Raw genomic sequence first — 24,581 nt, 5'->3', positions numbered from 1 at the left:
AGAGACAGAATTTATTCCGTGCAGTTTTTTATAATCAATTTTATTAAACAACTATTTTTTCTTTTTTATTTAATAAAATAAAATTAAATAAAAAAATTAAGGAGTACTATTGTATAGTAACTATAGTAATTAAACTTTATCGGGGGAAAAATATGAAAAAATTAGTAAGTATATTTTTAATTGGTGTAGGACTTGTTATAAGTGGTTGCACTCATACAAGTGAGCCAGGACAGGTCAATTATTCTCTAAAAAATAATGGTGTCAATCTAAAACTAACAGTTAAATATGATGAAAATAAAAATGTGACAAAAACTATAGCAAAAAATACTTATGATTATAAAAAAATGGGGAGCACAAAAAAAGAAATCAAAAGTAATTTAGAAGATAATATAGAGATATACAAAGAGATGGATGGAGTGAATGAAACGTTAGAGTTTGAAGATATGAAAGCGACTGAAACATTAATAGTAACAATAAAAGAGGTTGAACCTGATTCTCTATTGTTATTATATTCAGTAAGCGCGAATGAAGACGGGACTCTCTCTCTAGATAATTTAGGCAAAAGTCTTGAAAATGTTGGATTCACTAAAAAATAAATGTTATGAAAGTAACTTCAAAAAATACTCACCAGTCATGTAAAATGTGACCAGTGAGTATTTTTTTATAAACAGAACACAATTATGCATGATAAATATTCGAAATGTGAGGAATTCTCAAATTCCGATTGTAATATTAGCGAACAAGACGTTAGGAGGTGCAATTAAATGACAAATGAAGAAGTTTATACAGGACTATTAAACCGTGATGAAGAGGTGTTCGATCAGGTGGTAACTGATTATTCTAAATTACTTTGGGCGGTGGCAGCTTCGGTCTTAACACCCACACAACCACAAGCAAAAGAAGACATTGAAGAGCTTGTTAGTGATGTGTTTGTAAGACTCTGGTGTAACCCTAAAAGTTATGACCCTGTAAGGGGTACGATTAAGACTTATTTGGCAGTTATGACAAAAAGTATGGCAATCAATCTTCTGACAAGTCGCAAACGTAAAAAGGAAGAGGCGACAGATGATTCTATTTTTTCAGATATGGTTACAGCTGAAGAGATGAATGATTTAGATTGGCAAGAATTATACCGAGTGGTAATGACCTTAGAAGAACCCACACGATCCGTTATTATCAAACGTTTCTTTTGTGATATGAAACCAGCAGACATTCAAAAAGAACTAAACTTGAGTGCTAAAGAAGTTGATAACAGACTTTACAGAGGGAAACAAAAGATAAAAAAAGAATTGGACTACACAACATTTATAAACGAGGTGACAGGACATGGTTAAAAAATATAAAAAAGAACCGTTGGAACACTTAACAGATGAACAGCTTGATGACTTTTTAAATTATTTAGAGGAGCCGTTTGGAGAGACTGAACAAAAAGAATTAGCGCAAAAAATAAAAGTAAAACAATCGGAGGAAAAGAAAGTGATCCCATTCAAAAAGAAAAAAGCAGCAATTATCGTAACAGCAGCAGCTAGTGTTATACTATTATCCGCATTTAGCCAACGTGATAACATCAAAATAGCTTATATGAAATCATTTGGAACAGACTCACAAAAATTACTTTTAAAATCCGATAAACTAAATGAAGAGGTCGTTGATAAAGGACTTAGATTAAAAGCTAAAACAAGCTTTAAAGACGAAAATAGGACTTATTTTGTCAGTGAATTAACAGATTTAGAAGAGGATCGTTTAGCAAAGGACACACGTATTCAACGGTGGGAAATGTTAAGCGGTGGAAACACTCAAGTGGTCGATTATAATCCTAAGACGAAAACAGCTACATTAGTAACACGTGCCATTACTATGGAGGATACTACAAAACCACTAGGATTTAAGCTGAATTCTTTTATAAGTCATGAAGAAAAATTCGACGAAATATACGAGGGTGATTTAAAAAAATTAATGCCAAAAGAGGCTAAGTGGATTGATAATACTAACTCTGGTGGTGGGGCTAATGATGTGGAATTAGATAAATTAGGGCTCGATTGGGACGAATTAAACAAGCGGGTTCTTAAACCTGGTGTAATAAATGAAGTATTATCAACCGAACAAGATATTACACTAGAAAACATGACCCTGGAAGATGGCTTATTACACATGCTAATTAAAAGACCTAATGACGTCAATCATGATGGATTTTATCCGATAGTAAAGTCTAAACAGGATGGAAAAACTCTCGGATATGTTGCTAGCTTCCAGGTTGATGAAGGAACACATAATAACGAAAGTGGTCGAACTGATTACGAACACTTTATATTCAATATAGGAAACAAGGACTTAAAAGATTACTCCTTAGAACTAACAGGTTCGACTATGAAAGATTATGTTAAAGGAAATTGGGCGATTAAATTAGCAGAACCAACGTACCTTGTAAGCAAAGAGCTTGAAGATATTTCACTAAAAAATGAAGGAATTGAATTAAAAAATATTAGTTTATCTCCTTTAGGTTTATCATTCGACTACACCCTTGATAAACGTCTTGATAAAACGATTAAAGCAGATATTGAATTAAAAAATGGTAGTCATAAAGAAGTGAGTTTTGAACCAAGCGACATGACTAAAAAATCAGATCATTTTATGTCGGAGTTAACTTACTTTGAACTTGAAGATGTGGCATCTGTTACAATCGGAGGAATAGAAGTGCCTTTCAAATAATACCTAATATGTTATACTCCTTTTAAGGAAAACTTTTTAGGAGGCCGATATGGGGATTAGTCATTTTTTTAGAAAAAAGAAAACAGTATTAGGTCATCAAGACATTATTACTGAGGCACGTTTGCTTACAAAAGAAAACCTGTCGCAAGAAGACTTACAAGAACAGTTACAGAAATTGTTTGTAGCAGCGGTAGATGAGGGTTCATTAGAGAGAATGCCCAGTAAAAGAGAAGTAGCTGACTTAATCAAACTCGTATCACTATAAAAAAGGAAGACCTCCTAAAGAAGGTCTTCCTTTTTTTAATGTCCTTCAGAACTTAAGTTCAATAAGACAACACCACTAATAATTAAAGTAAAGCCAATAAATGTGAACGTATTAAATGGGTCATGCCACAAGGTAATACCAATAATAGCGGTTAAAACTGTCCCTAAGCCTGTCCAAATGGCATAAGCTAAACTAAGTGGCAAATAATTTAAACATAACGACAGGCAGTAAAATGACCCCATATAACCTATTACTAGTAACAGACTAGGTAGCAGCACGCTGAAACCATCCGATACTTTTAACATGGTTGTAGCGAATACTTCTAAAATAATAGACCCTGATAAATAAAGATAACCACGCATTAGTGAGCACCTCCCCATAAATTAAGAACAATAACACCTAATATAATTAATGAGATTCCTAATAGTTTTTGCTTAGTCATATTTTCTTTGTAATAAAAAACACCAATCAAACAGGTAAAAACCGTTCCTAAGCCACCCCAAATGGCATAAGCATTTCCGATTGGGAATACTTTTAATACAAGCGACAAGCAATAAAAAGAAAGACAGTAGCACGCAATCACAAAAATACTAGGCTTAATTTTTTTGAAGCCATCAGTTAATTTTAAAGATGAACTTGCTGCAACTTCAGTCAAGATTGAAACACTGAGTAGTAATGCTATTTTCATATTATTTCCTCCAAAATTAGTGTTATTTATATTAAGCTCCTAAAGAGTAACGCTTTTATGTCCTTTCGTTAAACGAACAGTAATATACTTAACTGGTTAATCTTAGCTAACCCTAAAATGAAAGTCAATATTTTATTCGATAAGTGATATAATAAGAACATAACAATTCGTGAAAAGAGGTCATCACCATGACAAAAAGTCGTGCTTTACTATTAGCAGAAAATGAAATAATCGAAACAGAGCGGTGCATCCTAAGAACACTTACACTTGCAGACAGTCAGGATATGTTTGAGTATTGTTCTAACCCTAATGTAGCGAAATATACCACATTTGAACCTCATCAAACACTTAGAGAATCAGAAGAAGCGATCGCCAATTTCTTTATACCTGACCAACTTACTAAATGGGCAATTGAACTTAAAAAAAACAATAAAATGATTGGCACGATAGATATGATGGCTATGACAGCTGATTCAACTGAATTTGGTTGGGCAATCTCAGAAGATTACTGGGGTCAAGGTATTGTTGCTGAAGTAGCTCGTCCGCTTGTAAAATTAGCCTTTGAAGAATTAGGGTTAATCAAAATAGAAGCAAAACATCACGTAGATAATCCAAACTCAGGTCGGGTGATGGCAAAAATCGGGATGAGTTATTGGGGTAAAAACTATATCAGTCCTGAAAAATATCAAACTAAGTCATTAGAAGTGGCTTACTATGGTATGACTAAAGATGATTACGATAAGCTAAGTATGAAGTAGAGGAGTGATTCTATGCGTTATATTAGAAGCTGCCAATTACCAGTAGAAGATGTAGATAACCCTAATATCTATCCTTATAACAGTTTACGTTCACAATTGGGAGAGACGATTGTTTTCGATAGCATCACCTTATTTTATGGGAATAACGGATCCGGAAAATCTACCTTACTGAATTTATTAGCCGACAAGTTAGACATTAAAGGTGCGGAGAAACCACGACTATTTGGTAAAAAAGACTATTATGAGCAGTATTTAAACCGATTAACCATTACCTTTGAAGATGATGAAGAGACAGGATGGACAAAACGTGTACCTGAAAATAGCTATTATTTAAAAAGTGAAGATGTCTTATACGAAGTCAAAAAAATCCAACAAGAGGAAGTTCTAAGGGAAGGGTACCGCTACGAAAGAAAACGTGTAGGGCTGTCTAAAAAGCAAGTTATGGCTAAACAATCTAAAGTAAAAACAGACCGGGATATTGAAAAAATAATATTCGCACAAGAAAAATATTCTAACGGACAGACAGCCATGCAGATTTTTGAAGATTATTTAATTCCTGATGGCATTTATTTTTTAGACGAACCTGAAGTGTCTTTATCACCAAAAAATCAGCTTATTTTAGCCGATATCATAACCTACCACACACGCTTTTTAAATTGTCAGTTTGTGATTGCGACTCATTCACCGTTTTTATTAGGTAAATTAGAGGGAACAATTTATAATCTGGACTTACCCGGCATGCAACCATCCAAATGGACCAAACTGCCCGCCATTAAAGAATACTATGATTTTTTTAACCAAATGAGTAATCAGTTTAAACGTTAGAAAGAAGGAAATAACATGTCAACAGAGACATTAATATCGTTACTTATCATGATACCGCTTATTAGTTTATTTCTTATCTGTGGTATTCAATTCTATCGAGGAAAATGGTTCAATTTAATTGCAGGCTATAATACTGCTAGCCCACAAGAAAAAAGAAAGAGTGAAGAGAGAAATATTGGAAAGAAAACCGCACTAGTATGCTTTGTATCATCACTATCTTGTGTCATCATGCTTTTTAAACCAACAGAATGGGGAATTGCAATAGCGATAGCTAGTATTTTCTTAGTGACCACTTGGTGTTTGATTAGTGTGAATAAAAAATAATTTACGATAATTATGTTATGTAAACTAAAAATAATAATGAATAAAAAGGTTATGCAATTAAATTTGCATAACCTTTTTATTCATTATTAACTTAAAGCAAAAGTAATGTCACCTGGCGTATACACACCGGGATAGTCTTGTCTAAATTGGTTAGGTGTTAGACCTGTTATTTTTTTAAATAGACGGCTAAAGTAGGCTGGATCTAAATAGCCGACACTTTCAGCAACCTGCGCAATAGAATTTTGAGTCGTTGATAATAATAACTTAGCTTGCTCTATACGGTATTGATTTAAATAGTCTGTAAATGTCATACCTGACGCTTCTTTAAACAAACGGCTAACATAATTTCGGTGTAAATGGGTAAACGCCGCTAATGTGTCTAAAGAAATTGCTTCTTGATAATTGACATGAATGTATTGAATCATTTGTTTAGTCTGCTCGCTCTTATTATCTGTTATTTTTTTATTTGTTTCTACATATAGTAATGAAATTTGATTAAGGGATAAAATACTCCTATGAATGGCCTGCTGACACTCTGATTCATCAAGAGGACTGACAAGATAATCAATAGCAGCGCAGCGTAGAGATTTATGAAGATGATGATAGTCTTCTGTTTGATCAATCAAAATGGTTTTGACGTTAGGAAATTTCTCAATCACTTGCGTTTTACATTCAAAAGCATTTGGCATTGTCCCACTAATATCCAAAATCAAAAGATCAATGACATGGGAATCGGCACTATTTAATACATCCTCAGTTGTATAGGCATCAGGTAAGAGACTGATATTAAAAAAATCACGTCTAATAATCTTTTTAATAAATTGGCGGTCAGTATCAATGGGTGTTGCTATAAGTACGTGACACATAATAACCCCTCCTTGGGTAGTCTTAGAAAATGCTTACATTACAGTTAAAGTATAACATACTTTTATTAAAGATAAAACAAATATAACTGTTCTAAACCCTGATGTGGCGCTTGTTATAAAGATAACAAACTTGTCTATAATAATCCAAAAGCATCTTAAAATCGTCCTAAAGAAATCGCTTACACCGCGTTATGATAAGGGTGTAATCAATAAGGAGGAGATAGACATGACAGAACAACACGATAAAATCCAACGCTCTTTAAACGAGGTAGAAGTATTAGTCAATCAAGCACACGAGGCCCAAGCTGTATATGCAACATACGAACAGCAAGCTGTTGACTTAATTATTAAAAAGGTATCGGAGATTTTAAGTGGTCAAGCTGAATATTTAGCAAAATTAGCTCACGAAGAAACTGGTTTTGGTAAAGTATCAGACAAAGTTATCAAGAACTTATTCGCAAGTGAAGAAGTTTATGAAAGTATTAAAGATATCCCAACCGTAGGGATTTTAGAAGAAAACAAAGAAGACAGAGTAATGAAAGTAGCTGTCCCAATGGGTATAGTAGCAGGTTTAATCCCTTCAACTAATCCAACTTCAACAACAATTTTTAAAGCATTATTAGCCCTTAAAACACGTAATGCTATTATCCTATCGCCACATCCTAGAGCCTTACATGCTATTCAAGAAACTGCTCGTTTGATTAATGAAGCAGCTGCAACTGTAGGAGCTCCAGCGAATCTTGTACAAGTTTTACCAACGCCTACACTAGAAGCAACTCAAGCTTTAATGGCACACAATAAAACGGCTCTTATCTTAGCAACAGGTGGCGAAGCAATGGTTCGGGCAGCTTACTCATCAGGAAATCCAGCCATTGGGGTTGGACCTGGGAATACACCTGTCTTAATTGAAAAATCAGCGGATATTGAGAAATCAGTTAGCCAAATTATTTCAAGTAAAACTTTTGATAACGGTACAATCTGTGCATCAGAACAAGCTTTGGTGATTGAAAAAGAAATTAAAGATGAGGTTATTGCAGCACTTAAAGAAGAAAATGCCTACTTCTTGTCAGAAGAAGAAGCTAGTAAAATTAGTAAATATATTATGCGTGAAAACGGCTCAATGAACCCACAAATTGTTGGTCAAACAGCCTTCGATGTCGCAGCATTAAGCGATATCGTTGTACCTAAAGAAACAACTGTACTCGTCTCACCACAAACAGCTATCAGTAAAGAAAATCCGTATTCTCGTGAAAAATTAACTCCAATTTTAGCGATGTATACCGTTGAGGATTTTACAGAAGGTGTCGCAACCTGTCGTGCCCTATTAGAGAATGAGGGAATTGGTCACACAGCGGTTCTACATACAACAAATGACCAATTAGTGCGTGAGTTTGGTGTATGTATCCCTGCATCACGTATTATCATTAATAGTTTGGCTGCTCTTGGCGCTATCGGAAGCACAACAAAACTGAAACCATCATTAACACTTGGATGTGGAGCAGTCGGTGGAAGCAGTTTATCTGAAAATGTTCACGTAGCACAATTACTTAACACGTATCACATTGCATACGGAATGGAGTAGTATATTTCCTAAAAGACTGACCTTATCCATGGTCAGTCTTTTTTTGAAATTGTTTTCAATTACTCTCAGTTTATTGTAAAATAGTAAGAGATAAAACTATTGGAGGATACTTAATCAAATGAAAAAGTTATTAGGAACGTTATTACTAGCTACTGTGCTTTTAACGGGTTGTGGTAGTAACGATACACAAGACCCAGCTAAAGTTAAAGAACAATTAGCTAACGAGAAGTTAAAGCTCGAAGTGGAAAAAGCGAAGGCTGAAACTAAGAAAGCGAAAGCTGAAGCCGATAAAGCAGTAAAAGAAGCAAAAAAAGCGACTAAAGATGGCAATAGTAATGATAAAGAAACAAAGAAAAAAATAAATTCAGCATCTACATGGACAAAAGAAAAAAGTAGAGAACTAGCAGATTTAATGGCTAAATTCGGTACCGTTATGGGACAGGATTACGATGAAGCTTATCCAAGTGGTCGAGAAATTAATTACTATGGTTATCATTATCCCAACGATGTATCTAAGAATAATTTTGGTGTCAATGGTTCAGCGGTAAACATGGTTATTGGCGACCAAACTACCGATAAGAATGCGTATCAAATTGTAGGGATTTATTCTGATATCGATCATATTGGGTTCGGAGGCGCTCATCTGTATTTCTTCACTCTCAAAGATAACCAACCGCATGTTCTTGTGACCTCACAGAATCAAGGTAATGCCGAAAATTTACTATACTTTAAGGAGTCAGAAAACAAAGACTTAGTAACTAATTTTGAATCTATTGCAACCGGTAATGGACATAATTTCTCTGGGCCAGCTAAATCTAAAAAGAGCTCTCATAAATTCAGTAATGATACTAAAATAGCAATCACTAATGAATTCTACGTTTGGGCTACAAATCAAGCTAAAAAAGGGGATATGGCGATTACGACACTTTACTTTAATCATGGTGCTGCCGGTCGTGGTGATTGGTATGCGGAAACACCTGACGGTAAAATGTTAGTTCAAGATAACAAGCAAAATTTACCAGGTAGTGATGCCTTTCCAATTGATATTATTGGCGGGATGTTATTTTTCTATGCTTTAGATGGCACTGTTGGGCATGATGATAAAATAAATTCCGGAGCTACAGCAGACGGTTACACTCTTAATTTAGATGAGTCTTTACCAGCTAGTAAATACATTCTTGGTGACAACGGTGTTGTTTACGAATTCAAAAAAGCTGCGGGTGATGGTCTGAGTACAGGATCAGGATTTGCCGAGTGTAACGATGATGGTTCATTTAATACAAACTATCCACCAACACCATTAATCGTCTCTGAAGATGCTGCAGCTCAAGCCAAACTACAAGAACTTATAGCTAAATATAGTTAGAATTTAAAACAAAAAAGCTAAACAGTTTATACGCGCTGTTTAGCTTTTTTGTTTTAGTTACAAATACAAGATGCATTTCTATAATTAACCGACTCTTCATTTTCGCAGTTAACTTTCTTTAATATATATTATGTAAACTAGAATAATATATTTTTTTCATATATAAAAACATGCCAATACTATATTGTCTATCTACTCTCTCTGGTGTTTTCTTGACTAACAAAAAGTTATCGCAGTATATATACACTTCTAAAGAATTAAAGCCCCAAACCAAGAAAAACGTCTAAAATAATTATTTCCTTAGTTTATAAAATTTTATTTGATATCATCTTAACGACGTGGCATTTTATTCGTATCAAATATACTATAAAATTGTGACTTATCAGAAAAATCAGCCATATACTGTCCGTTTATGCCAGCTTTTTGTCCAATGATACCAAGTTTAATAATAAGAGATTCTTCTTCTTTTGAAAAATTAATTCTCCCAGCTATTGCAGCACTTCTAATATAATTCACTAGTTTATTTACTAGTACTTCAGGATGACTTTCAGAATCTAGTTTAAGACTTACTTGTGATAGCACATCTGTTATATCAAGAAGTTTGCTAGGTTGCTCTGTTCGACTTTCTAGAAGCTTGATAAGTTCTCCTATATATCTTTGTGCGTTATTTTTAATTTCTTTGTCCATTGCAATAATCTCCATTCTTTAAATGTTTTAATCGTTGTATACCTTACACTTTAATTTTACAACTAACATCACATTTGTCAATCAGAATTGGATTTCAAGACGTATAACCTTCTATTTTAAAAAGATATTATACAAAACACCCGGAATACCTATCTTTATTTTACAATCTTTCGTTCTTATTGATTCGTCTATACTATAACAATCGCACCAAAAAAAGCGCTACTACTGACGAGGAGGCTTCTTTTGATGCGATTGTAGATAATTTGAACACGCAGTACCAAACAAGAGGTTAAATAAGATTTGGCTTCCCTTTTTAATACAATAAGTGATATTTATAGGCTCCTCTATGAAAATGTTCTATATAGTATATGTCCGCATCTTTTAGGACATTTTCTGTATAAAATCCTTCTTTATCAGGGACAACATCAATCCAAACTTCTCCAATTGTAGATTCATTTGGCTTTAAAGTTAACAATACTTTTTCATTTCTCAAATTTTCTAAATTTTCTATCGGATCAATCCACCAAGATGTTCCTCCTGATATTAGTGCTAGCTTTTTATAAATTGATAGGTCTCGGTTAGATTCTGTCTTATTTTCAGCTTTAAACCTAATAGTATACCTAATAACATCTTGCTTATAGCTTTCGCTAAATTCTTTCTTATTCTTTATGCTTAATATAGTATATGTCAGTTTATCCATATCCATAGGTTCATTTATATTTACATCGTATTCTGTTATCAAATACCTATCAATATTATTTAATAAATAATACCTTATTCCACTAATAGCAATAAAAAAAATAAATAGTCCTGATATTATTTTCTTCATAATTTTTCCTCTTTTAAAATTCCTGTATTCATATAATACTGTATTTCAGTAACTTTTTTTAAAAATTCTTTATCATGACTGGTTATTATAAAAGTAGTATCTTTCATATTTTTAATTAAGTTTTCAATTAACTCTACTGCGCTTTCATCTAAGGCATTTGTAGGTTCATCTAAAAGTACTATTTTAGGAGAACCTAAAATAGCTTGTGCAATACCTAATCTTTGTTTCATTCCTAAAGAATACTTAGAGACCTTTTTCTTATCATTAGGGTCTAAACCAACCATACTTAGTGATAAAACTATTTGCTTATCATCAACACCGTCAGTCATAAATGATAATAGTTTCAAGTTTTCAAAGCCTGTAAAACTATTAATAAAATTAGGGTTTTCTATCAATATCCCTATAGATTCCGGAAAATTTTTACTCCCTATATCGCTTATATTATTTATTTCTATTTCTCCATCTACTTTTAACAAACCCGAAATAGCTCGCAAGATCATTGTTTTTCCCGATCCATTTGGACCATATATACCATAATTGATAGTCATATCCCATTCAAATGAGACATTGTTTAATACTTTGTTTTTTTTTATTATTTTAGTAACATTTTTAAATTTAATTGTTTCCATAGTTTCTCCTTACTAATTAATATAATTTTCTATTTTTTAAAAATAAATTTCCCATTGTAGTTAGTAATACAAATATAGACACATAGTATATCGAAACTGTAAATACTGATTTATTAGCAGATTCCATTACTTGAATAGGCATACTAAAATTTGCAGGAAAATAATTATTTGAACTTCCCCATCCAATACATGAAATAAGAAATACTAATATAAATGAATATACTTCTGACATAAAAATAGAAAAAATATAATAGAATAATAGAAAAATAATTTGACCAAATATAAGTATTGAAAAGTATCTCAAATTCTCGTAAGTATTAGTAATAATCATACTAAAAATAAAGTAGTAACAATTCAAAAGAAAAATAATCAACATTGAACATAAAATTTTACTTGTAAAGAAAGTATTTTTTTTTGCCTTTATATAGGCGCCTTGTCCATATTGATACATATCTTCTCTAAAAAAATCAAAGAATATAAAAATGTTTGAAACTTCAAATATTTGCCAAAGATATGGCATGTTTATAAAACTATTTTCTTTAGCATCTATTTCATGTATTCCCCCTAATGCATAAATAATATCGAATACTTCCGTGTTATTTTTAGTTATCTTATTAAAAATTAATAACAATGATAAAATAAGAGGGACAACAATATAACGTTTTTTATAACCTCTCAATAAAAATAAATCTCTCATGAAAACATTTTTCATTTAATTTTCAGTCCTTTATAGTCACGAAATCTTTTTTTTCTAATATAGAAAACGATAAATATATTACAATACAAGTAAACCCTACTAATTTACTTAAAAAAAGAAATAATTCTATAACATCAATAGATTGATACGTAGATAGCATAATTAACTGATTGATCAAAGCTGTAACTCCGAAGTAAAAATTAAATATTTGGGATATAAAAGGAAAAGATAGTGTTATTACAAAAGATATACTAATAGAATGGATTAAATCTATTAATAGTAAATAGATACACCCTAAAAAAAATAAAAACAAAACGTGTATACTATAAATTTTTAGAAAATTAATCATAATAAAAATATCAAACTCTCTTACTTCCCCAGCTAATAGATTTGAAATAATAATTGTGATTATCATATAAAAAAGCATGTATATTAAGGCAACTTTAAAAAAAGCAAGATACACTTTATTTAAAAAGGATTTTCTAGTTTTAAAGTTTAAAATAACAGATGAATTGAAATAGTAATAATGGATAGTTGTTAATATACAAAGATATATAGGAACTATCGCGGCGGAATAACAAAATATATTAAATGACATTTCCTGAATTATATATAGATTTGTATTTTCATGGAACTTTGTAACATACATGTATACAGAAATTAACCAAAGAATAGCTATTATTATTAATAGTTGACTTTTTTTATGTGGTAATACCAGTTTACAAATTTTCATATCGTTTAATTCCCACTAAGTATAATAGTATACATAATAAAAAAAACGTTACTGTTACTAAAAGAACGATTACTGGAGATAATATAGGGCCTGAAATTTGCTTGGCAAATGTTGTAAACAGAAATGAGTTACTTTCTGGTATATCAGGAATTAGAATATTATATATGTAGTTAAAAACGAAAGGAGCTAAAAATACCGAAAATGAGTTTGATAAGATAAAACTTAGACTCAACGCTAGTGAGGCATATATTCCTGAAATAATAAATGCGATTATTAAATATAAAACGATATGTAATAATGGATGGTCATAATAAAATTGTGGAAATAATGTATTTGAAAATAACAAAGGAACATTTCCATTGCCATTTACTAACATGTCTACTGCCTCGTCTTGCAATAACATAAAACAGAAATATAAATTTGTTAATAAACTTGAGGCAAAACAAATTCCTCCTACAATAAAATTAGTGAAAAACAATTCCTTATAGTATTGTTTTCCATAACCTTTACTTACTATTATATTTAATAAACCTGTGCTTTTATCTTTTAAATATGTATCAGAAAACCCCATGGCTGAAATTATAGGTAACAACATAAAAAGAACTGCTGGAATCTGGGAACCTGTAAAACTTCCAATCCATCTTGTATATGGAGAACCACCATACTTAGCATTAGGATAGATATCAAACATTATATAAAATATAGATATCCCATTAGCTATTATTAAGCTGTAATAAAAATTTTTATTTCTTATGACTCTTTTCAATAAAAAGTTTCTCATTGGAACTATTCCCTTCAATATATAAACGAGCCTAACGTTTTGTGTGTTTGCCTCGTTTATATCTAATATTTTTTAGTCAGGATTTCAGAAAGGATTTTTTACATAATTGACTTTAGCATAGACATATGAATAAGTATCTTTATTCCTAGCATCTGTTTGTTTGTAGTCAGCATTATTTGAACTAGGTTTTAGATGTAAGTCAAATGGTTTGTCTTGTGTATCTGCATAAGAAAAACTTCCGTAGGACACTAAAGATAGTAGCCCTAATACTAAAATCCATTTTTTATTCATTCTTATACCTTTTCCTTTCATGATCTTTTTGACATAGTTGGCTTTAGCATAGACAGATGAAAAGTATCTTTTCTTTTAGCAGTTGGCTATAAGCGGCATCATTTGAATTGTTTTTTAAATATAAGCTATATTATATCAAGATTTAACAAAATAATTTTATCGTAATTATTCTTAATTTGTCTTTTATAGTAAAAATGCTCGTAATTTAATGTTTTAGATAAAATATTAAGACTATCCTAAAACAAACGTTTTCTACTGACTTATAATGAAGACGCATTTCTAGTAAATTAGAAGTTTAATCTATTTTCTGTATACTTGTACAAAGAATTATTGTCTACTGAACGTACTTTAACAGCCATTATAATCCTACGAACAAACATACTATCAATCCGGCAAAGCATTTAAAAGTTATTTATTATTTTAACTGTACTTCTAAACTAAGGATTAATCAACTGTTATTAAAACAATATATAGGATTTTAATCATATAAAAAAAGCCAACTTATTCAGTTGGCTTTTCTCTTTTATCAGTTAATTTAATTTTTGTAATATTGACTTTATCCATTGATATGACTTCGAAAGATAGGCCTTCAAACTCACATTTAAATCCTACTTCTACATCACGTTGGTACGTATCCGTAATATAACCACTAATACTATTGCTATCTAAGTCTTCTGGAAAATCAACTTCAAAAGCATCTTCTACTTCTGAAAGAGCAGTTTTTCCGTTAACCATAAAGATTGTCGGTCTTACTTCGACGATATTCTCCTCTTCTTGGTCTTGTTCATCTTGAATATCACCAACAATTTCTTCAATAATATCTTCAATAGTAACTAAACCACTTGTCCCACCATATTCATCTGATAAGATAGCGAAATGTTTATGCTCTTTCTGCATTTCAGATAACAATGATTTAACTGGCATCGAATCAATGACAATAATTGGTTCTTGCATGAAATCATCAATAATCGCTTGCGGTTGGTCCACATAGACCTTAATTAAGTCTTGTAATGTGATATACCCAACTATATCATCTTTCGTTTTACGAATAACTGGGAAACGAGAATGACCTTTGTCGATTGCAAAGTTTAACGCTTCCTCTACTGTAGTTCCTTCATTAATCGTTTCCATATCAACACGTGTCACCATGATTTCCTTTGCGATTAACTCATCAAATTCAAACACGTTATTTAAAAATTCATACTCATCTTCATTAATCTCACCTTGAATAAAGCTTTGATTAGCGATTAAACGAAGTTCTTCTTCAGAATGGGTTTCATCCCCTTCTCCTGCTAATGTTAAACCGAATAATTTTCCGATACCATTTGCAGAGGTATTTAATAACCAAATGAATGGGAAAGTTATTTTATAGAAGTAATGGAGTGGTTTAACAATTGCTAGCACAACTGCCTCCGTTTTGGTAATACTAAATGATTTTGGAATAAGTTCTCCAATAACAACGTGCACAAAGGTGATTAATAAGAATGATAATGCTAGTGACGTCACTTGAATCACTGATGTCGGAAGTGGCAGTTTACTCATCACAGGATCAATTAATTCCCTAACCGTACTTTCTCCTAGCCAACCAATTGCAAGTGATGTCAGTGTAATCCCTAGCTGACAAGCACTCAAGTAAGCATCTAAATGTTCTACTATATGAAGCGCTAATGTCGCTTTCTTATTTCCATTTTGCGAAAGTGATTCTAAACGACTCTTTCTGATTTTTACTAAGCCAAATTCTGCTGCAACAAAAAAGGCGGTTAATAAAATCATTAAAATAATGATTCCTATTTTACCTATTAACATGTTTCGCTCTATCTCCTTTAAGACAATTAAATTACTCTTAATTATAAGCTAAAACAACTCAATTTGCGACTTTTTTTAAAGAAATAATACGTTTGTTACAAACATCCAAAATATTTATGATTTATTTATGAATTCAATTTATTATCAATAGTCATAAGGTATAATATAAATAGATATAGGAGGAATATATGAACAAAACACACTCTAAAGTCCGCGAACCGTATTTTGATAATGCTAAAATTATCTTAATTTTCTTAGTTGTTTTCGGTCATTTTTTACAACCGTATATTGAAAAAAATGAGATACTAGAAAATATCTATTACTTTATATTTACCTTTCACATGCCTGCTTTCATCTTTATTTCAGGTTATTTTAATAAAAATTATTACCAAAAAGGTTATATTTTAAAAACGGCTAAAAAACTATTATTTCCCTATTTAATGTTTGAAGTTATTTACGGAATATTCTACTCTTTTTTAGATTCTGAACGAGGATTTAGTATTAATTTAATCGCACCAGAGTGGTCATTATGGTTTTTATTAAGTTTATTTTTCTGGTGTTGTAGTTTACTTGTTTTTGGAAAATTAAAACCTAGTATCGGGTTATCACTTTCTATTTTTATTGCCTGTACAATAGGCTATATTGATTACATTGGTCAGTCCCTAAGTATTTCTAGAACCTTTGTTTTCTTACCATTCTTTTTGGCAGGATACTATACAACACCACGCTTTATTAAATACATCCAAACAAAATTATCAAGCTTTTATTCTTTAGTATTATTTTTTATTGTATTCGGTGCTGTAACTATCAATGATAATATGAACAAGTACTGGGTATTTGGCTCAGAATCATATGATCACTTTCTTGAAGACCCATCTATGGGCTTCTTCATTAGACTATATGTTTACGGCTTGAGTTTCATGGCGATGTTTGCTTTCTTTATTATCATTCCAAATATACAATTAATGGTGACACACCTTGGTAAAAATACACTCTTCACCTATCTATTACATGGGTTCATTGTGAAAGGATTAAGAGAAACAAGTCTTAATGAGTTACCTTTTACAGCACTCACTTTTTGTATTATTGTTATTATGAGCCTTATTGTAACTGTTGTTCTATCATCTAACACTATTTCTACTTATCTAGGACCTATAATGGATTATACTAAATTTAAATTGGTTATTTTACAGCGGAAATGGCCCACAAAAAAACGACTTTCTATTTAAAGAAAGTCGTTTTTTTATTTAATAGCATCATTAATTGCAACAAGTTCATCTTTGGTTAAATAACGCCACTGACCCTCATTTAGATTCCCTAAATGAACACTCATGATACGGCGGCGCTTTAAGCTTACAACAGAATAACCACACTCTTCGCACATGCGTCTAATTTGGCGATTTAAACCTTGTTGTAAGGTCAAATTAAAACTTTTAGCTCCAATTTTTTCAATCTTACATGGTTTAGTAATTTGTCTTCTATCTGCTACTGGGTTATAAATCTCAACGCCTGAAGCCATTTTATCTAAAAAAGATTGATCAAATGGTTTATTCACCATCACTTGATATTCTTTATCATGACCATTTTCAGCACGTAAAATTTTATTAACCACATCACCATCGTTCGTCATTAATAATAAGCCTGTTGAATCTTTATCTAGACGACCAATAGGGAAAATCATTTCAGGATAGCGCATAAAATCGGTTAAATTCCCCGGAATTGCAACATCCGTTGTACATGTTATTCCTGTCGGCTTATTCAAAGCAATATACACTTTGGTAGTGTTAACCGTTACAACTTTGCCATCGACAGCAACTTCTTGTCCCGGTATAACTCTAAGTCCAATAATAGCAGTTTCACCGTCGACAGTAACACGTCCTGCTTCAATCAAACGGTCCGCCTCACGTCTTGAACAATGTCCACTGTCACTTATATATTTATTTAACCTTAATGTTTCACGGGCTTCATGTTCAATTGCCCCGCTTGTATTTTTCACATTAACGGATTGTTGACGTGCATGTTTCATATAATTGATCCTCTTTTCTATTAAATAAAACGAATCACTTGTTTGGAACAACGTAATTCAGATATATACTTCTCTATTACAAGAAAATACAGCAGCTCTTTAGTTATCTCATCCAATTCTAACTCAGCTTCATGAACAAAACTACCTAGTCTCACTGAAACTTTCTCAACCTCCACTTCAAAATCCACTTTTACATAGTCTTGGAATGAAACAGTTTCTGCTAATTTATCATTCTCATCTTGAAAATACCCTAATTGTCTTAAAATCGTCAAGAATAGATTGGGTTCCTTGATTTTACGACTCGACTCTGACTGCTTTGCCGCTATTACAGTCCCAGACATATCAACAAAAAAACTTTGATTCACATCACCTATTTGTTCAGAAATAATATTATTTTCATTATGATTAAAATGACTGGCTAAACCAAAAGTCTCAGAAGATAATGTGTCCTGGAAAAGATAGTTCTCACCAAAGCTAGCTGATGGAATTGCATAAGTTAAGTTAGGACTTTTTGAAAAAAATGATAGATTAAGGTTATTGTAGTAGCTCGTAATAGCAGATACTACTACCGATTCATCAAAATCAGTAACCTGACTATCTAAGGGTTGACTCTTTTGTTGAATACGCTCTATAACACTTAAATCAATTTCTTTGGCTAAAAATCGATAACGTCTATCGTAGCGTTCCAAAAAGCCCATTTTGACAAAATAATCCATATCATCATCAATAGTAGTCCATGCTTTAAAATACTGTTTGATTGGTTTCAAAGGCAATTCGGTTTGCTTCGTTTCCTTGTACCAATTAAATAACTTTGTTAAATAATTCATTTGGTTTTCAGTTAAGTTGGGACTTTTTCCACCTAACTGTCTTAATGTATAACTTGTCATCGTGATAATAAGACCTCTTTATCAAAAGAACTAGCATCCTAATGGATGCTAGTTCTTTTTCCATTTTATTTAAACGCTTCTGTTAATTGTGGAACTACTTGTTTTTTACGTGACACAACGCCAGGTAATTCAGCAGTATTATTTGTTAATGTTACATTGAAAGCTGCTTCAACTTTATCTTGTCCTTCACCATTTACCAAGATAACTGAATCGCTATCCAAAATATTTGTGATAACTAAGATAAATAAATCATAGCCTTCTTTTGCATTTTCCGCAGACATTGCTGCTTCAAGAGCTCCTTGACGGGCTAATACTTCAGATACATCTACAGTATTTACTTGTCCGATACGAACACTCTTAGTCCCCATAGGGAAACTCTTAGCATCCATAGATAACAACTCTTCTTCAGATTTAGTACTTAAGTTTGTTCCAGCTTTTAACATTTCTAAACCGTAAGCTTCCATATCAACATCTGCAATAGCTGCTAATTCTTTCGCTGCGGCAATATCTTCTTCTGTACATGTCGGTGATTTGAATAATAGTGAATCAGAAATAATCGCTGATAACATTAACCCTGCGATTTCTTTAGGAATAGCAATATTACGCTCTTTATACATTTTTAAGATAATTGTATTTGTACACCCTACTGGTTCAGCACGGTAGAATAATGGATTAGATGTTTCAAAATTAGCGATACGGTGATGATCAACAACTGCTAACACTTCTACTTCTTTAATATCAGAAACGCTTTGTTGTGCTTCGTTGTGATCAACTAACATCACTTTATCTGTTTCATTACTTGCCGTTTCAATAACACGAGGAGCCTCAACTTTAAAGTGATTTAAAGCATACTCTGTTTCTTCATTTACAGCACCTAATGCCACTGCTTCAGCATCTACGCCTAACTCTCTTTGTAAATGTGCGAATGAAATAGCAGATGTAATGGCATCTGTATCTGGATTTTGGTGACCAAAGACTAATACTTTTGACATATGAAAAACTCCCTTAATCAATAATTATTTTTTATTTTTCAAACGAGAAATATAATCCTCGTCTGTAATATACTTATCAAATACATTTAGAAAGTGGCTAATACGTGGAACGTTTAATTTTTCCTTACGATAAACAAAGGCTAATTCCATAGCAATAGGTGGTTCAAATGGAATAGCACGTAGTTCACCTTCTTTTTCGTGTGCTTGGAAAAAAGAACGAGGTAAAGCCGTATTCGTCCCTGTCTCATTACTGAAACGGAACATCTGGTTTGGTTTAGTGAAATTAGCAACACTTTCCGGTCGGCCAACTTCTTGACTTTCAAAAGCTGTTTGAATAACTTGAGATACGAAATAGCTTTTAGGATAAGTTACCCAAGGGAAAGCTTGTGCCTCATGATAGGTGATAGTTTTCTTGCCTTCAAGATTCTCATCATGATGCAAAAATAGCAATTCATCTTTAATAATACGAACTGACTCATAGCCTTTCCATTTATTAAGAACCCCATCTGGAAGATAAAGAATCGCAATATCAATTTTATTTTTTTCTAAATACTCCCATACTTCCTTTCGCCCTACCATAAATAAAGTAACAGCTACATCAGGAAACTGTTTGAAATAATCTGTGATAAAATCTGTAAAAACACAATCCTCCACGGATGCGGATATTCCAATAGTAATTTTACCACGTGTACTTAAATTTTCATCATGAATTTTTTCTGAAGCTTCAACTAATGTATCATAAATCGATTCAATAGCTTCTTTCATTATAACCCCCGCTTCAGTCAAGCATAACTGTTTACCAACGGTCTGAAATAACGGCGAACCTAATTTAACTTCAAGTTTTTTAATTTGCTGGGTTAATGCTGGTTGCGAAATGCCAAGTAAATGAGCTGTTTTAGTATAGTTTAGAGTATCTGCCAACTGTAAAAAATAAGAAAATGCTCGTGATGAAATCATTTTATTTGGATGTTCTTTCATAAACAACCTTCCCTTCTATAAAAAAACTAAGACAACATTATTATACCATAATTTAAGAGTTACATTACATGACACGTAATTTTTTATAAAAAAGAACGAGTAAAGCAATAGCATCCCTCGACAATCTATGTTAAAACACATTTTAGTTTAGACATGAAAAAAACTTTTAATGGCAAAGAATCTAAATATAAAGCCATTGAAAAGTTTAATATAATCTATTTTAAATAATTAAATGGTCTAAAGTGATATTAGTTGTGAGTCATAATAATAATATTGATCACATTGAGCAACAAAATAATCTTTTACCAAATGACTATTGTAAATGACGAACATAAAAAAAGGCGTAATCTAATAGATTACGCCTTTTTAACTATTAAAATGTAACGTTAACAATAATATCTTTAACAACAATATTATCATCTGAATCAGTTACTGAAATTGTTACAGGATATTCGCCTTCTTCAAAGAATTCGATATCTTCAAAACCTTTAATAACTGCTAAATCAGTAATATCGCCATCTTCAGCATCTGTAATTGATAATTTAAGAGCTTTAATAAATTCGCTCATAGACACTTCATTTCCAGGTTCGAAGATTGCAACTTCAGGACATTTGATAACAGGTACTTCACCTACTGTTACGCGAGAACCTTCGCCTTGAATATTAGCATCTGTAGAAATGTAATCATCAAATTGAGAGTTACTAATTTTAAGATCTGCATTTCCAATGTTGTAAGCTGATAAGTAACCATAGTTATATGTATTATTCATAACATATTCTTCTAATGTTTTATTGTTATAAACTGAAATGTATCCTGATCCACCTTCAACAGTTGAATCTTGTAAGCCAACATATTTAAGAGCTTTGTTATTATAGATACTTAAATAACCACTTGATTGTGAAATCTCAGTACGAACAACTTTAACCTCTTTCATAGTTTCGCTATATGCCACATCAATTAAACGTGTTTTACAGCTATCAAATGTTAATGATTCTAAACGTAAACGTTTATTTACAAATGAAATAGTTGTATCAATATTTAAGTTTTTGAAGATAATTTCTTTAGCATTTTCGATTGTATAAGATTTTTTCTTATCATCTGATAATTTATAAGTAATTGTGTTCTTTTTATCAGTCATGCTTGTGATTGATAATCCTGCTGGAATAACAACTTCACCTTTAGAACCATCTTCATATTTAACTTTAATTTTACCATCTTTTTCAGCATTAAATTTAGTATCGCCAATTGCAACACCGTCTTTTTTATTAATATAGAAAATTGAATTAGCATTCATGCCTGCTGAAGTTAATTGTTTTTGGTATTTTCCACGAACAATTGAGTTACCTTGGAAGTCAGTAAAGTATCCTTTAGCATTGTTGTCGCCACGTACATCATCTTTAATAGTAGAGTTAGAGATTAATGAAGAGACTAAAGCATGGTTGTCATAGATTCTGATATCTGCATTAAATGATGAGTTATCAATTTCTAAAGTAGTTAATTTTGGAGCTGAATGGATAGCTAATGAATAATCAGTAGCACCAAAAGTAGAATCTTTAACTAGTAAAGTATCAATTCCTTTTAATACTGAGAAGTCAGTACCTTTTTCAAAATTAACGCCATCTAACATAACTTTTTCTACACTATCAGTATAGAAAGGAACTAAATTTTTAACTGTAATACCTTTGAAAATGATTTCTTTAGGGTTATTAATTTTTGTAGTCTTTTTACCAATTTTAACATCTAAACGATCGTTATGACCACGAACTTCAATTTTCGTATCTTTAGGAATCTCTAAAACTTGTAATGACCCATCTTCAGCAACATATGTAATTGCTGAATCTTTAGCATCACGATCCATTAACTTGAATTGATTCACCATTTCAATTTTTTCAGATGAAGCACTTGCTACTGAAGTATTTACTACTGTAAGGGCAGTAGTTCCTAGAACTGATGCTAACATTAAATATTTAGCAGTTTTTGACATAATAGATTTTTTTGACATATTAAATTCCTCCTTTGTTTATCTGTAGATAATATAACATATGGAATCTTTTCATTTTTTTTTAAAATTTTAAAGATTCTAAAAAAATGAAAAAAAATTCCTTTTACTAAATATATTAATTCAGTATTTGTATTTAATTGAACAAATAATCTTTTGGACTAAAAAAACCTATCTCTGAAGAGATAGGTTTTTAAAATTAAAATACAACAACGACCATAATATCAAATGTAACTTTGTTATAATCTGAATCAGTTACTGTGAATGATACTGGGTACTCACCTTCTTCGAAGAAGTCAATTTCTTCGAAGCCAATAACTTCAACTTTATCTGTTAAATCGCCATCTTCTACATCTGTTGCTGAAAATTTAATAGCTTTTAAAAATTCTTCATATGAAACTTCATTGCCGGGTTCAAATTGAGCAACTGAATTTGCTTTAATTATTGGAGCATTGTCTAAAGTTTGACGGCCAGCTTCACCAGCGATACCTTGAGTACTACCTAAAATATTATCAAATTTAGTGTTGCTAATTTCTAATTCTACTGTTCCTAAACGATATGCTTCAACATAGCCTGGTGCATATACATTATTCATAACAAATGAATTCATTTTTGAACTATTTGAAAGTTGTAGTTTTGAATATACTTCAGAATCTTGAACAACAAAACGCTCTAAAGCTTCATTATTTGAGAAGTTAATCCCTTTACATGAATGAGGGTTAGTCATTTCAGTACCATGGATTTCGATATTTTTTAATTTTGGTGCTTTATTAACTTTTACAGAACTAGTTTTTGAGTATACAAAACGTAATGACTCTAAGTTCATTGTTTTATGACAGCTTGTTCCGAAACTAATATTACCAGTAATGTTAACGTTTCTGAAAGTTAACTCTGTAGCACCAGTAATTTTGAAAGTTTCTTTATTTGATAATTTAAAGCTATAAGTATCTTTGTTAGCAGATACTGAAGAAATGTTAACACCTGCAGGAACAACAACATCTTTCTTTTCGCCATCCGCAGTCGTATATGTTACTTTACCGTCTTTAGTAGCATCAAAACGTTTGTCATCTTTCATACCAATTGCTTCGCCTGTTCTATTGATGAAGAAGATATCTTCATTATGACAGCCAGCACCGATATATTTTAATTTTTTGCCGTCACGAACAAATGTGTTATTTACAAATTCTGTAAAGTAACCTTTTTTGTTGTATTTAGGACGTACATTTTGTTTGAAAGTTGATTCAGAAACGTATGCAGTTGCTAATGATTTATTGCTAGCAATTTGGAAATCATCTTCGAAAGTTGAATTATCAACTACTAAGCTAGTTAATTTAGCTGACTTAGAAATTGAGAATGACCATCCGTGGCAACATCCGCTTCCAGTACCGAATGATGAATCTTTAACAACTACTTCTTCTAAGTTAGTTAATTTTGATAATTCTAAACCACGTTGACATGTAACTCCGTCAATTGTAATTTTTGCAAGTGAATCAGTTCCGATAGTTGAGTTACCAGAAATAGTAATTCCTTTAAGAACAAGTTCTTGTGGTGAATCGATTGAAACTTTACCATCTGGAGTTTTGATTGTTAAAGTTCTATTTGAACCAGAAATTGAAACAGTAGCTCCTTCTGCGATTGGTAATACTTGCATATAGCCTTCTTTATCTACATATGAGATAGCTGAGTTTTGAGCTTCGTTACTTTCTGCGATAATTTCTGAAATTTCAGGTTGAACCACAGCTGCACTAGCAGTTACCCCATTCATAAGTGATAATGATGTTGTGCCTAAAACTGATGCTAACATAAGGTATTTCACTGATTTTGATACGATTGTTTTTTTAGTCATGTTGTATTTCTCCTCCT

26 protein-coding genes are annotated in these 24,581 nt (G+C 31.8%); 10 read left to right on the top strand and 16 right to left on the bottom strand.

What is annotated here, in order from left to right; all coding sequences use genetic code 11:
• Positions 1–152: 152 nt before the first annotated feature.
• The 4 genes from OL233_RS02660 to OL233_RS02645 all read left to right on the top strand — a co-directional run bounded on the left by OL233_RS02660 (position 153) and on the right by OL233_RS02645 (position 2,974).
• Entirely contained in the window at positions 153–596 is a 444-nt protein-coding gene (locus OL233_RS02660) for a DUF1307 domain-containing protein (protein ID WP_275470814.1), read from the top strand.
• Between the two features lie 168 nt (positions 597–764).
• Positions 765–1,334 (top strand): RNA polymerase sigma factor, encoded by a 570-nt coding sequence (locus OL233_RS02655; protein ID WP_275470813.1) that lies wholly within the window; start codon positions 765–767, stop codon positions 1,332–1,334.
• Positions 1,327–2,709, top strand: a complete 1,383-nt coding sequence (locus OL233_RS02650) for a hypothetical protein (RefSeq protein WP_275470812.1) — start codon at positions 1,327–1,329, stop codon at positions 2,707–2,709. The genes OL233_RS02655 and OL233_RS02650 overlap by 8 nt, the downstream gene beginning before the upstream one ends.
• 49 nt (positions 2,710–2,758) lie before the next feature.
• Complete coding sequence (locus OL233_RS02645) at positions 2,759–2,974, top strand: hypothetical protein (protein WP_275470811.1); 216 nt, start codon at positions 2,759–2,761, stop codon at positions 2,972–2,974.
• 35 nt (positions 2,975–3,009) lie between these two features.
• On the opposite strand, the gene OL233_RS02640 is transcribed toward OL233_RS02645, so the two are convergent.
• Both OL233_RS02640 and OL233_RS02635 read right to left on the bottom strand, forming a co-directional pair.
• Positions 3,010–3,336, bottom strand: coding sequence for a DMT family transporter (locus OL233_RS02640; protein WP_275470810.1), 327 nt, complete (start codon positions 3,334–3,336; stop codon positions 3,010–3,012).
• Positions 3,336–3,662: a DMT family transporter gene (locus OL233_RS02635; protein ID WP_275470809.1), complete on the bottom strand. Its 327-nt coding sequence runs from the start codon at positions 3,660–3,662 to the stop codon at positions 3,336–3,338. Before OL233_RS02635 ends, OL233_RS02640 begins: the two co-directional genes overlap by 1 nt.
• Before the next feature lie 188 nt (positions 3,663–3,850).
• On the opposite strand from OL233_RS02635, the gene OL233_RS02630 reads away from it, so the two are divergent.
• The 3 genes from OL233_RS02630 to OL233_RS02620 are packed head-to-tail and all read left to right on the top strand — an operon-like array spanning position 3,851 to position 5,569.
• Entirely contained in the window at positions 3,851–4,420 is a 570-nt protein-coding gene (locus tag OL233_RS02630) for a GNAT family N-acetyltransferase (protein ID WP_275470808.1), read from the top strand.
• Between the two features lie 12 nt (positions 4,421–4,432).
• The gene (locus OL233_RS02625; RefSeq protein WP_275470807.1) at positions 4,433–5,245 is read left to right on the top strand and encodes an AAA family ATPase; all 813 of its coding nucleotides are present in this window, start codon (positions 4,433–4,435) and stop codon (positions 5,243–5,245) included.
• 15 nt (positions 5,246–5,260) lie between these two features.
• A complete protein-coding gene (locus tag OL233_RS02620; protein ID WP_275470806.1) occupies positions 5,261–5,569 on the top strand; it encodes a DUF3784 domain-containing protein in 309 nt (102 codons plus the stop codon).
• 86 nt (positions 5,570–5,655) lie between these two features.
• On the opposite strand, the gene OL233_RS02615 is transcribed toward OL233_RS02620, so the two are convergent.
• Entirely contained in the window at positions 5,656–6,435 is a 780-nt protein-coding gene (locus OL233_RS02615; protein WP_275470805.1) for a response regulator transcription factor, read from the bottom strand.
• Between the two features lie 226 nt (positions 6,436–6,661).
• Between OL233_RS02615 and OL233_RS02610 the strand changes: the two genes are divergently transcribed.
• Both OL233_RS02610 and OL233_RS02605 read left to right on the top strand, forming a co-directional pair.
• Positions 6,662–8,017, top strand: coding sequence for an aldehyde dehydrogenase family protein (locus tag OL233_RS02610; RefSeq protein ID WP_275470804.1), 1,356 nt, complete (start codon positions 6,662–6,664; stop codon positions 8,015–8,017).
• 118 nt (positions 8,018–8,135) lie between these two features.
• Positions 8,136–9,383, top strand: a complete 1,248-nt coding sequence (locus OL233_RS02605) for a DUF4767 domain-containing protein (RefSeq protein ID WP_275470803.1) — start codon at positions 8,136–8,138, stop codon at positions 9,381–9,383.
• A gap of 330 nt (positions 9,384–9,713) precedes the next feature.
• On the opposite strand, the gene OL233_RS02600 is transcribed toward OL233_RS02605, so the two are convergent.
• From OL233_RS02600 to OL233_RS02570, 7 genes are all read right to left on the bottom strand, one after another.
• The gene (locus OL233_RS02600; RefSeq protein WP_275470802.1) at positions 9,714–10,070 is read right to left on the bottom strand and encodes a bacteriocin immunity protein; all 357 of its coding nucleotides are present in this window, start codon (positions 10,068–10,070) and stop codon (positions 9,714–9,716) included.
• A 313-nt stretch (positions 10,071–10,383) separates the two neighbouring features.
• Complete coding sequence (locus tag OL233_RS02595; RefSeq protein WP_275470801.1) at positions 10,384–10,899, bottom strand: hypothetical protein; 516 nt, start codon at positions 10,897–10,899, stop codon at positions 10,384–10,386.
• Positions 10,896–11,528, bottom strand: a complete 633-nt coding sequence (locus OL233_RS02590; RefSeq protein WP_275470800.1) for an ATP-binding cassette domain-containing protein — start codon at positions 11,526–11,528, stop codon at positions 10,896–10,898. Before OL233_RS02590 ends, OL233_RS02595 begins: the two co-directional genes overlap by 4 nt.
• A 16-nt stretch (positions 11,529–11,544) precedes the next feature.
• Positions 11,545–12,240 (bottom strand): hypothetical protein, encoded by a 696-nt coding sequence (locus OL233_RS02585; protein ID WP_275470799.1) that lies wholly within the window; start codon positions 12,238–12,240, stop codon positions 11,545–11,547.
• Positions 12,241–12,944: 704 nt separating this feature from the next.
• On the bottom strand, positions 12,945–13,649 hold the full coding sequence (locus OL233_RS02580; RefSeq protein ID WP_275470798.1) for a hypothetical protein: 705 nt from the start codon (positions 13,647–13,649) through the stop codon (positions 12,945–12,947).
• Between the two features lie 174 nt (positions 13,650–13,823).
• Positions 13,824–14,030, bottom strand: a complete 207-nt coding sequence (locus tag OL233_RS02575) for a hypothetical protein (RefSeq protein ID WP_275470797.1) — start codon at positions 14,028–14,030, stop codon at positions 13,824–13,826.
• Between the two features lie 501 nt (positions 14,031–14,531).
• Positions 14,532–15,836, bottom strand: a complete 1,305-nt coding sequence (locus tag OL233_RS02570; RefSeq protein ID WP_275470796.1) for a hemolysin family protein — start codon at positions 15,834–15,836, stop codon at positions 14,532–14,534.
• 188 nt (positions 15,837–16,024) lie between these two features.
• On the opposite strand from OL233_RS02570, the gene OL233_RS02565 reads away from it, so the two are divergent.
• A complete protein-coding gene (locus tag OL233_RS02565; RefSeq protein WP_275470795.1) occupies positions 16,025–17,065 on the top strand; it encodes an acyltransferase family protein in 1,041 nt (346 codons plus the stop codon).
• 14 nt (positions 17,066–17,079) lie between these two features.
• On the opposite strand, the gene OL233_RS02560 is transcribed toward OL233_RS02565, so the two are convergent.
• The 6 genes from OL233_RS02560 to OL233_RS02535 form a co-directional block, all read right to left on the bottom strand.
• Positions 17,080–17,862 carry a pseudouridine synthase gene (locus OL233_RS02560; protein ID WP_275470794.1) on the bottom strand — a complete coding sequence of 261 codons (783 nt, stop codon included), beginning with the start codon at positions 17,860–17,862 and terminating at the stop codon, positions 17,080–17,082.
• A 20-nt stretch (positions 17,863–17,882) separates the two neighbouring features.
• Positions 17,883–18,749 (bottom strand): DUF1803 domain-containing protein, encoded by an 867-nt coding sequence (locus OL233_RS02555; protein ID WP_275470793.1) that lies wholly within the window; start codon positions 18,747–18,749, stop codon positions 17,883–17,885.
• A gap of 65 nt (positions 18,750–18,814) precedes the next feature.
• Entirely contained in the window at positions 18,815–19,741 is a 927-nt protein-coding gene (locus OL233_RS02550; protein ID WP_275470792.1) for a manganese-dependent inorganic pyrophosphatase, read from the bottom strand.
• Between the two features lie 24 nt (positions 19,742–19,765).
• Positions 19,766–20,719 carry a LysR family transcriptional regulator gene (locus OL233_RS02545; RefSeq protein WP_275470791.1) on the bottom strand — a complete coding sequence of 318 codons (954 nt, stop codon included), beginning with the start codon at positions 20,717–20,719 and terminating at the stop codon, positions 19,766–19,768.
• Positions 20,720–21,092: 373 nt separating this feature from the next.
• Complete coding sequence (locus tag OL233_RS02540; protein ID WP_275470790.1) at positions 21,093–22,721, bottom strand: hypothetical protein; 1,629 nt, start codon at positions 22,719–22,721, stop codon at positions 21,093–21,095.
• Positions 22,722–22,917: 196 nt separating this feature from the next.
• Positions 22,918–24,564, bottom strand: a complete 1,647-nt coding sequence (locus OL233_RS02535; protein ID WP_275470789.1) for a DUF5011/hyalin repeat domain-containing protein — start codon at positions 24,562–24,564, stop codon at positions 22,918–22,920.
• Positions 24,565–24,581 lie beyond the last annotated feature (17 nt).

Origin of the sequence: Vagococcus proximus (genome assembly GCF_029143285.1) — a bacterium.
Classification (GTDB): Bacteria; Bacillota; Bacilli; order Lactobacillales; family Vagococcaceae; genus Vagococcus_D; species Vagococcus_D proximus.
Note: the sequence above shows the minus strand (reverse complement) of the source record. Positions and strands in the feature narration are given on the sequence as shown.

What these genes read in the sequence shown, in the direction of transcription:
- OL233_RS02660 (WP_275470814.1), top strand. Translation starts at nt 153, where the DNA reads ATGAAAAAATTAGTAAGTATATTTTTAATTGGTGTAGGACTTGTTATA.
- OL233_RS02655 (WP_275470813.1), top strand. Translation starts at nt 765, where the DNA reads ATGACAAATGAAGAAGTTTATACAGGACTATTAAACCGTGATGAAGAG.
- OL233_RS02650 (WP_275470812.1), top strand. Translation starts at nt 1,327, where the DNA reads ATGGTTAAAAAATATAAAAAAGAACCGTTGGAACACTTAACAGATGAA.
- OL233_RS02645 (WP_275470811.1), top strand. Translation starts at nt 2,759, where the DNA reads ATGGGGATTAGTCATTTTTTTAGAAAAAAGAAAACAGTATTAGGTCAT.
- OL233_RS02640 (WP_275470810.1), bottom strand. Translation starts at nt 3,336, where the DNA reads ATGCGTGGTTATCTTTATTTATCAGGGTCTATTATTTTAGAAGTATTC.
- OL233_RS02635 (WP_275470809.1), bottom strand. Translation starts at nt 3,662, where the DNA reads ATGAAAATAGCATTACTACTCAGTGTTTCAATCTTGACTGAAGTTGCA.
- OL233_RS02630 (WP_275470808.1), top strand. Translation starts at nt 3,851, where the DNA reads ATGACAAAAAGTCGTGCTTTACTATTAGCAGAAAATGAAATAATCGAA.
- OL233_RS02625 (WP_275470807.1), top strand. Translation starts at nt 4,433, where the DNA reads ATGCGTTATATTAGAAGCTGCCAATTACCAGTAGAAGATGTAGATAAC.
- OL233_RS02620 (WP_275470806.1), top strand. Translation starts at nt 5,261, where the DNA reads ATGTCAACAGAGACATTAATATCGTTACTTATCATGATACCGCTTATT.
- OL233_RS02615 (WP_275470805.1), bottom strand. Translation starts at nt 6,435, where the DNA reads ATGTGTCACGTACTTATAGCAACACCCATTGATACTGACCGCCAATTT.
- OL233_RS02610 (WP_275470804.1), top strand. Translation starts at nt 6,662, where the DNA reads ATGACAGAACAACACGATAAAATCCAACGCTCTTTAAACGAGGTAGAA.
- OL233_RS02605 (WP_275470803.1), top strand. Translation starts at nt 8,136, where the DNA reads ATGAAAAAGTTATTAGGAACGTTATTACTAGCTACTGTGCTTTTAACG.
- OL233_RS02600 (WP_275470802.1), bottom strand. Translation starts at nt 10,070, where the DNA reads ATGGACAAAGAAATTAAAAATAACGCACAAAGATATATAGGAGAACTT.
- OL233_RS02595 (WP_275470801.1), bottom strand. Translation starts at nt 10,899, where the DNA reads ATGAAGAAAATAATATCAGGACTATTTATTTTTTTTATTGCTATTAGT.
- OL233_RS02590 (WP_275470800.1), bottom strand. Translation starts at nt 11,528, where the DNA reads ATGGAAACAATTAAATTTAAAAATGTTACTAAAATAATAAAAAAAAAC.
- OL233_RS02585 (WP_275470799.1), bottom strand. Translation starts at nt 12,240, where the DNA reads ATGAAAAATGTTTTCATGAGAGATTTATTTTTATTGAGAGGTTATAAA.
- OL233_RS02580 (WP_275470798.1), bottom strand. Translation starts at nt 13,649, where the DNA reads ATGTTTGATATCTATCCTAATGCTAAGTATGGTGGTTCTCCATATACA.
- OL233_RS02575 (WP_275470797.1), bottom strand. Translation starts at nt 14,030, where the DNA reads ATGAATAAAAAATGGATTTTAGTATTAGGGCTACTATCTTTAGTGTCC.
- OL233_RS02570 (WP_275470796.1), bottom strand. Translation starts at nt 15,836, where the DNA reads ATGTTAATAGGTAAAATAGGAATCATTATTTTAATGATTTTATTAACC.
- OL233_RS02565 (WP_275470795.1), top strand. Translation starts at nt 16,025, where the DNA reads ATGAACAAAACACACTCTAAAGTCCGCGAACCGTATTTTGATAATGCT.
- OL233_RS02560 (WP_275470794.1), bottom strand. Translation starts at nt 17,862, where the DNA reads ATGAAACATGCACGTCAACAATCCGTTAATGTGAAAAATACAAGCGGG.
- OL233_RS02555 (WP_275470793.1), bottom strand. Translation starts at nt 18,749, where the DNA reads ATGACAAGTTATACATTAAGACAGTTAGGTGGAAAAAGTCCCAACTTA.
- OL233_RS02550 (WP_275470792.1), bottom strand. Translation starts at nt 19,741, where the DNA reads ATGTCAAAAGTATTAGTCTTTGGTCACCAAAATCCAGATACAGATGCC.
- OL233_RS02545 (WP_275470791.1), bottom strand. Translation starts at nt 20,719, where the DNA reads ATGAAAGAACATCCAAATAAAATGATTTCATCACGAGCATTTTCTTAT.
- OL233_RS02540 (WP_275470790.1), bottom strand. Translation starts at nt 22,721, where the DNA reads ATGTCAAAAAAATCTATTATGTCAAAAACTGCTAAATATTTAATGTTA.
- OL233_RS02535 (WP_275470789.1), bottom strand. Translation starts at nt 24,564, where the DNA reads ATGACTAAAAAAACAATCGTATCAAAATCAGTGAAATACCTTATGTTA.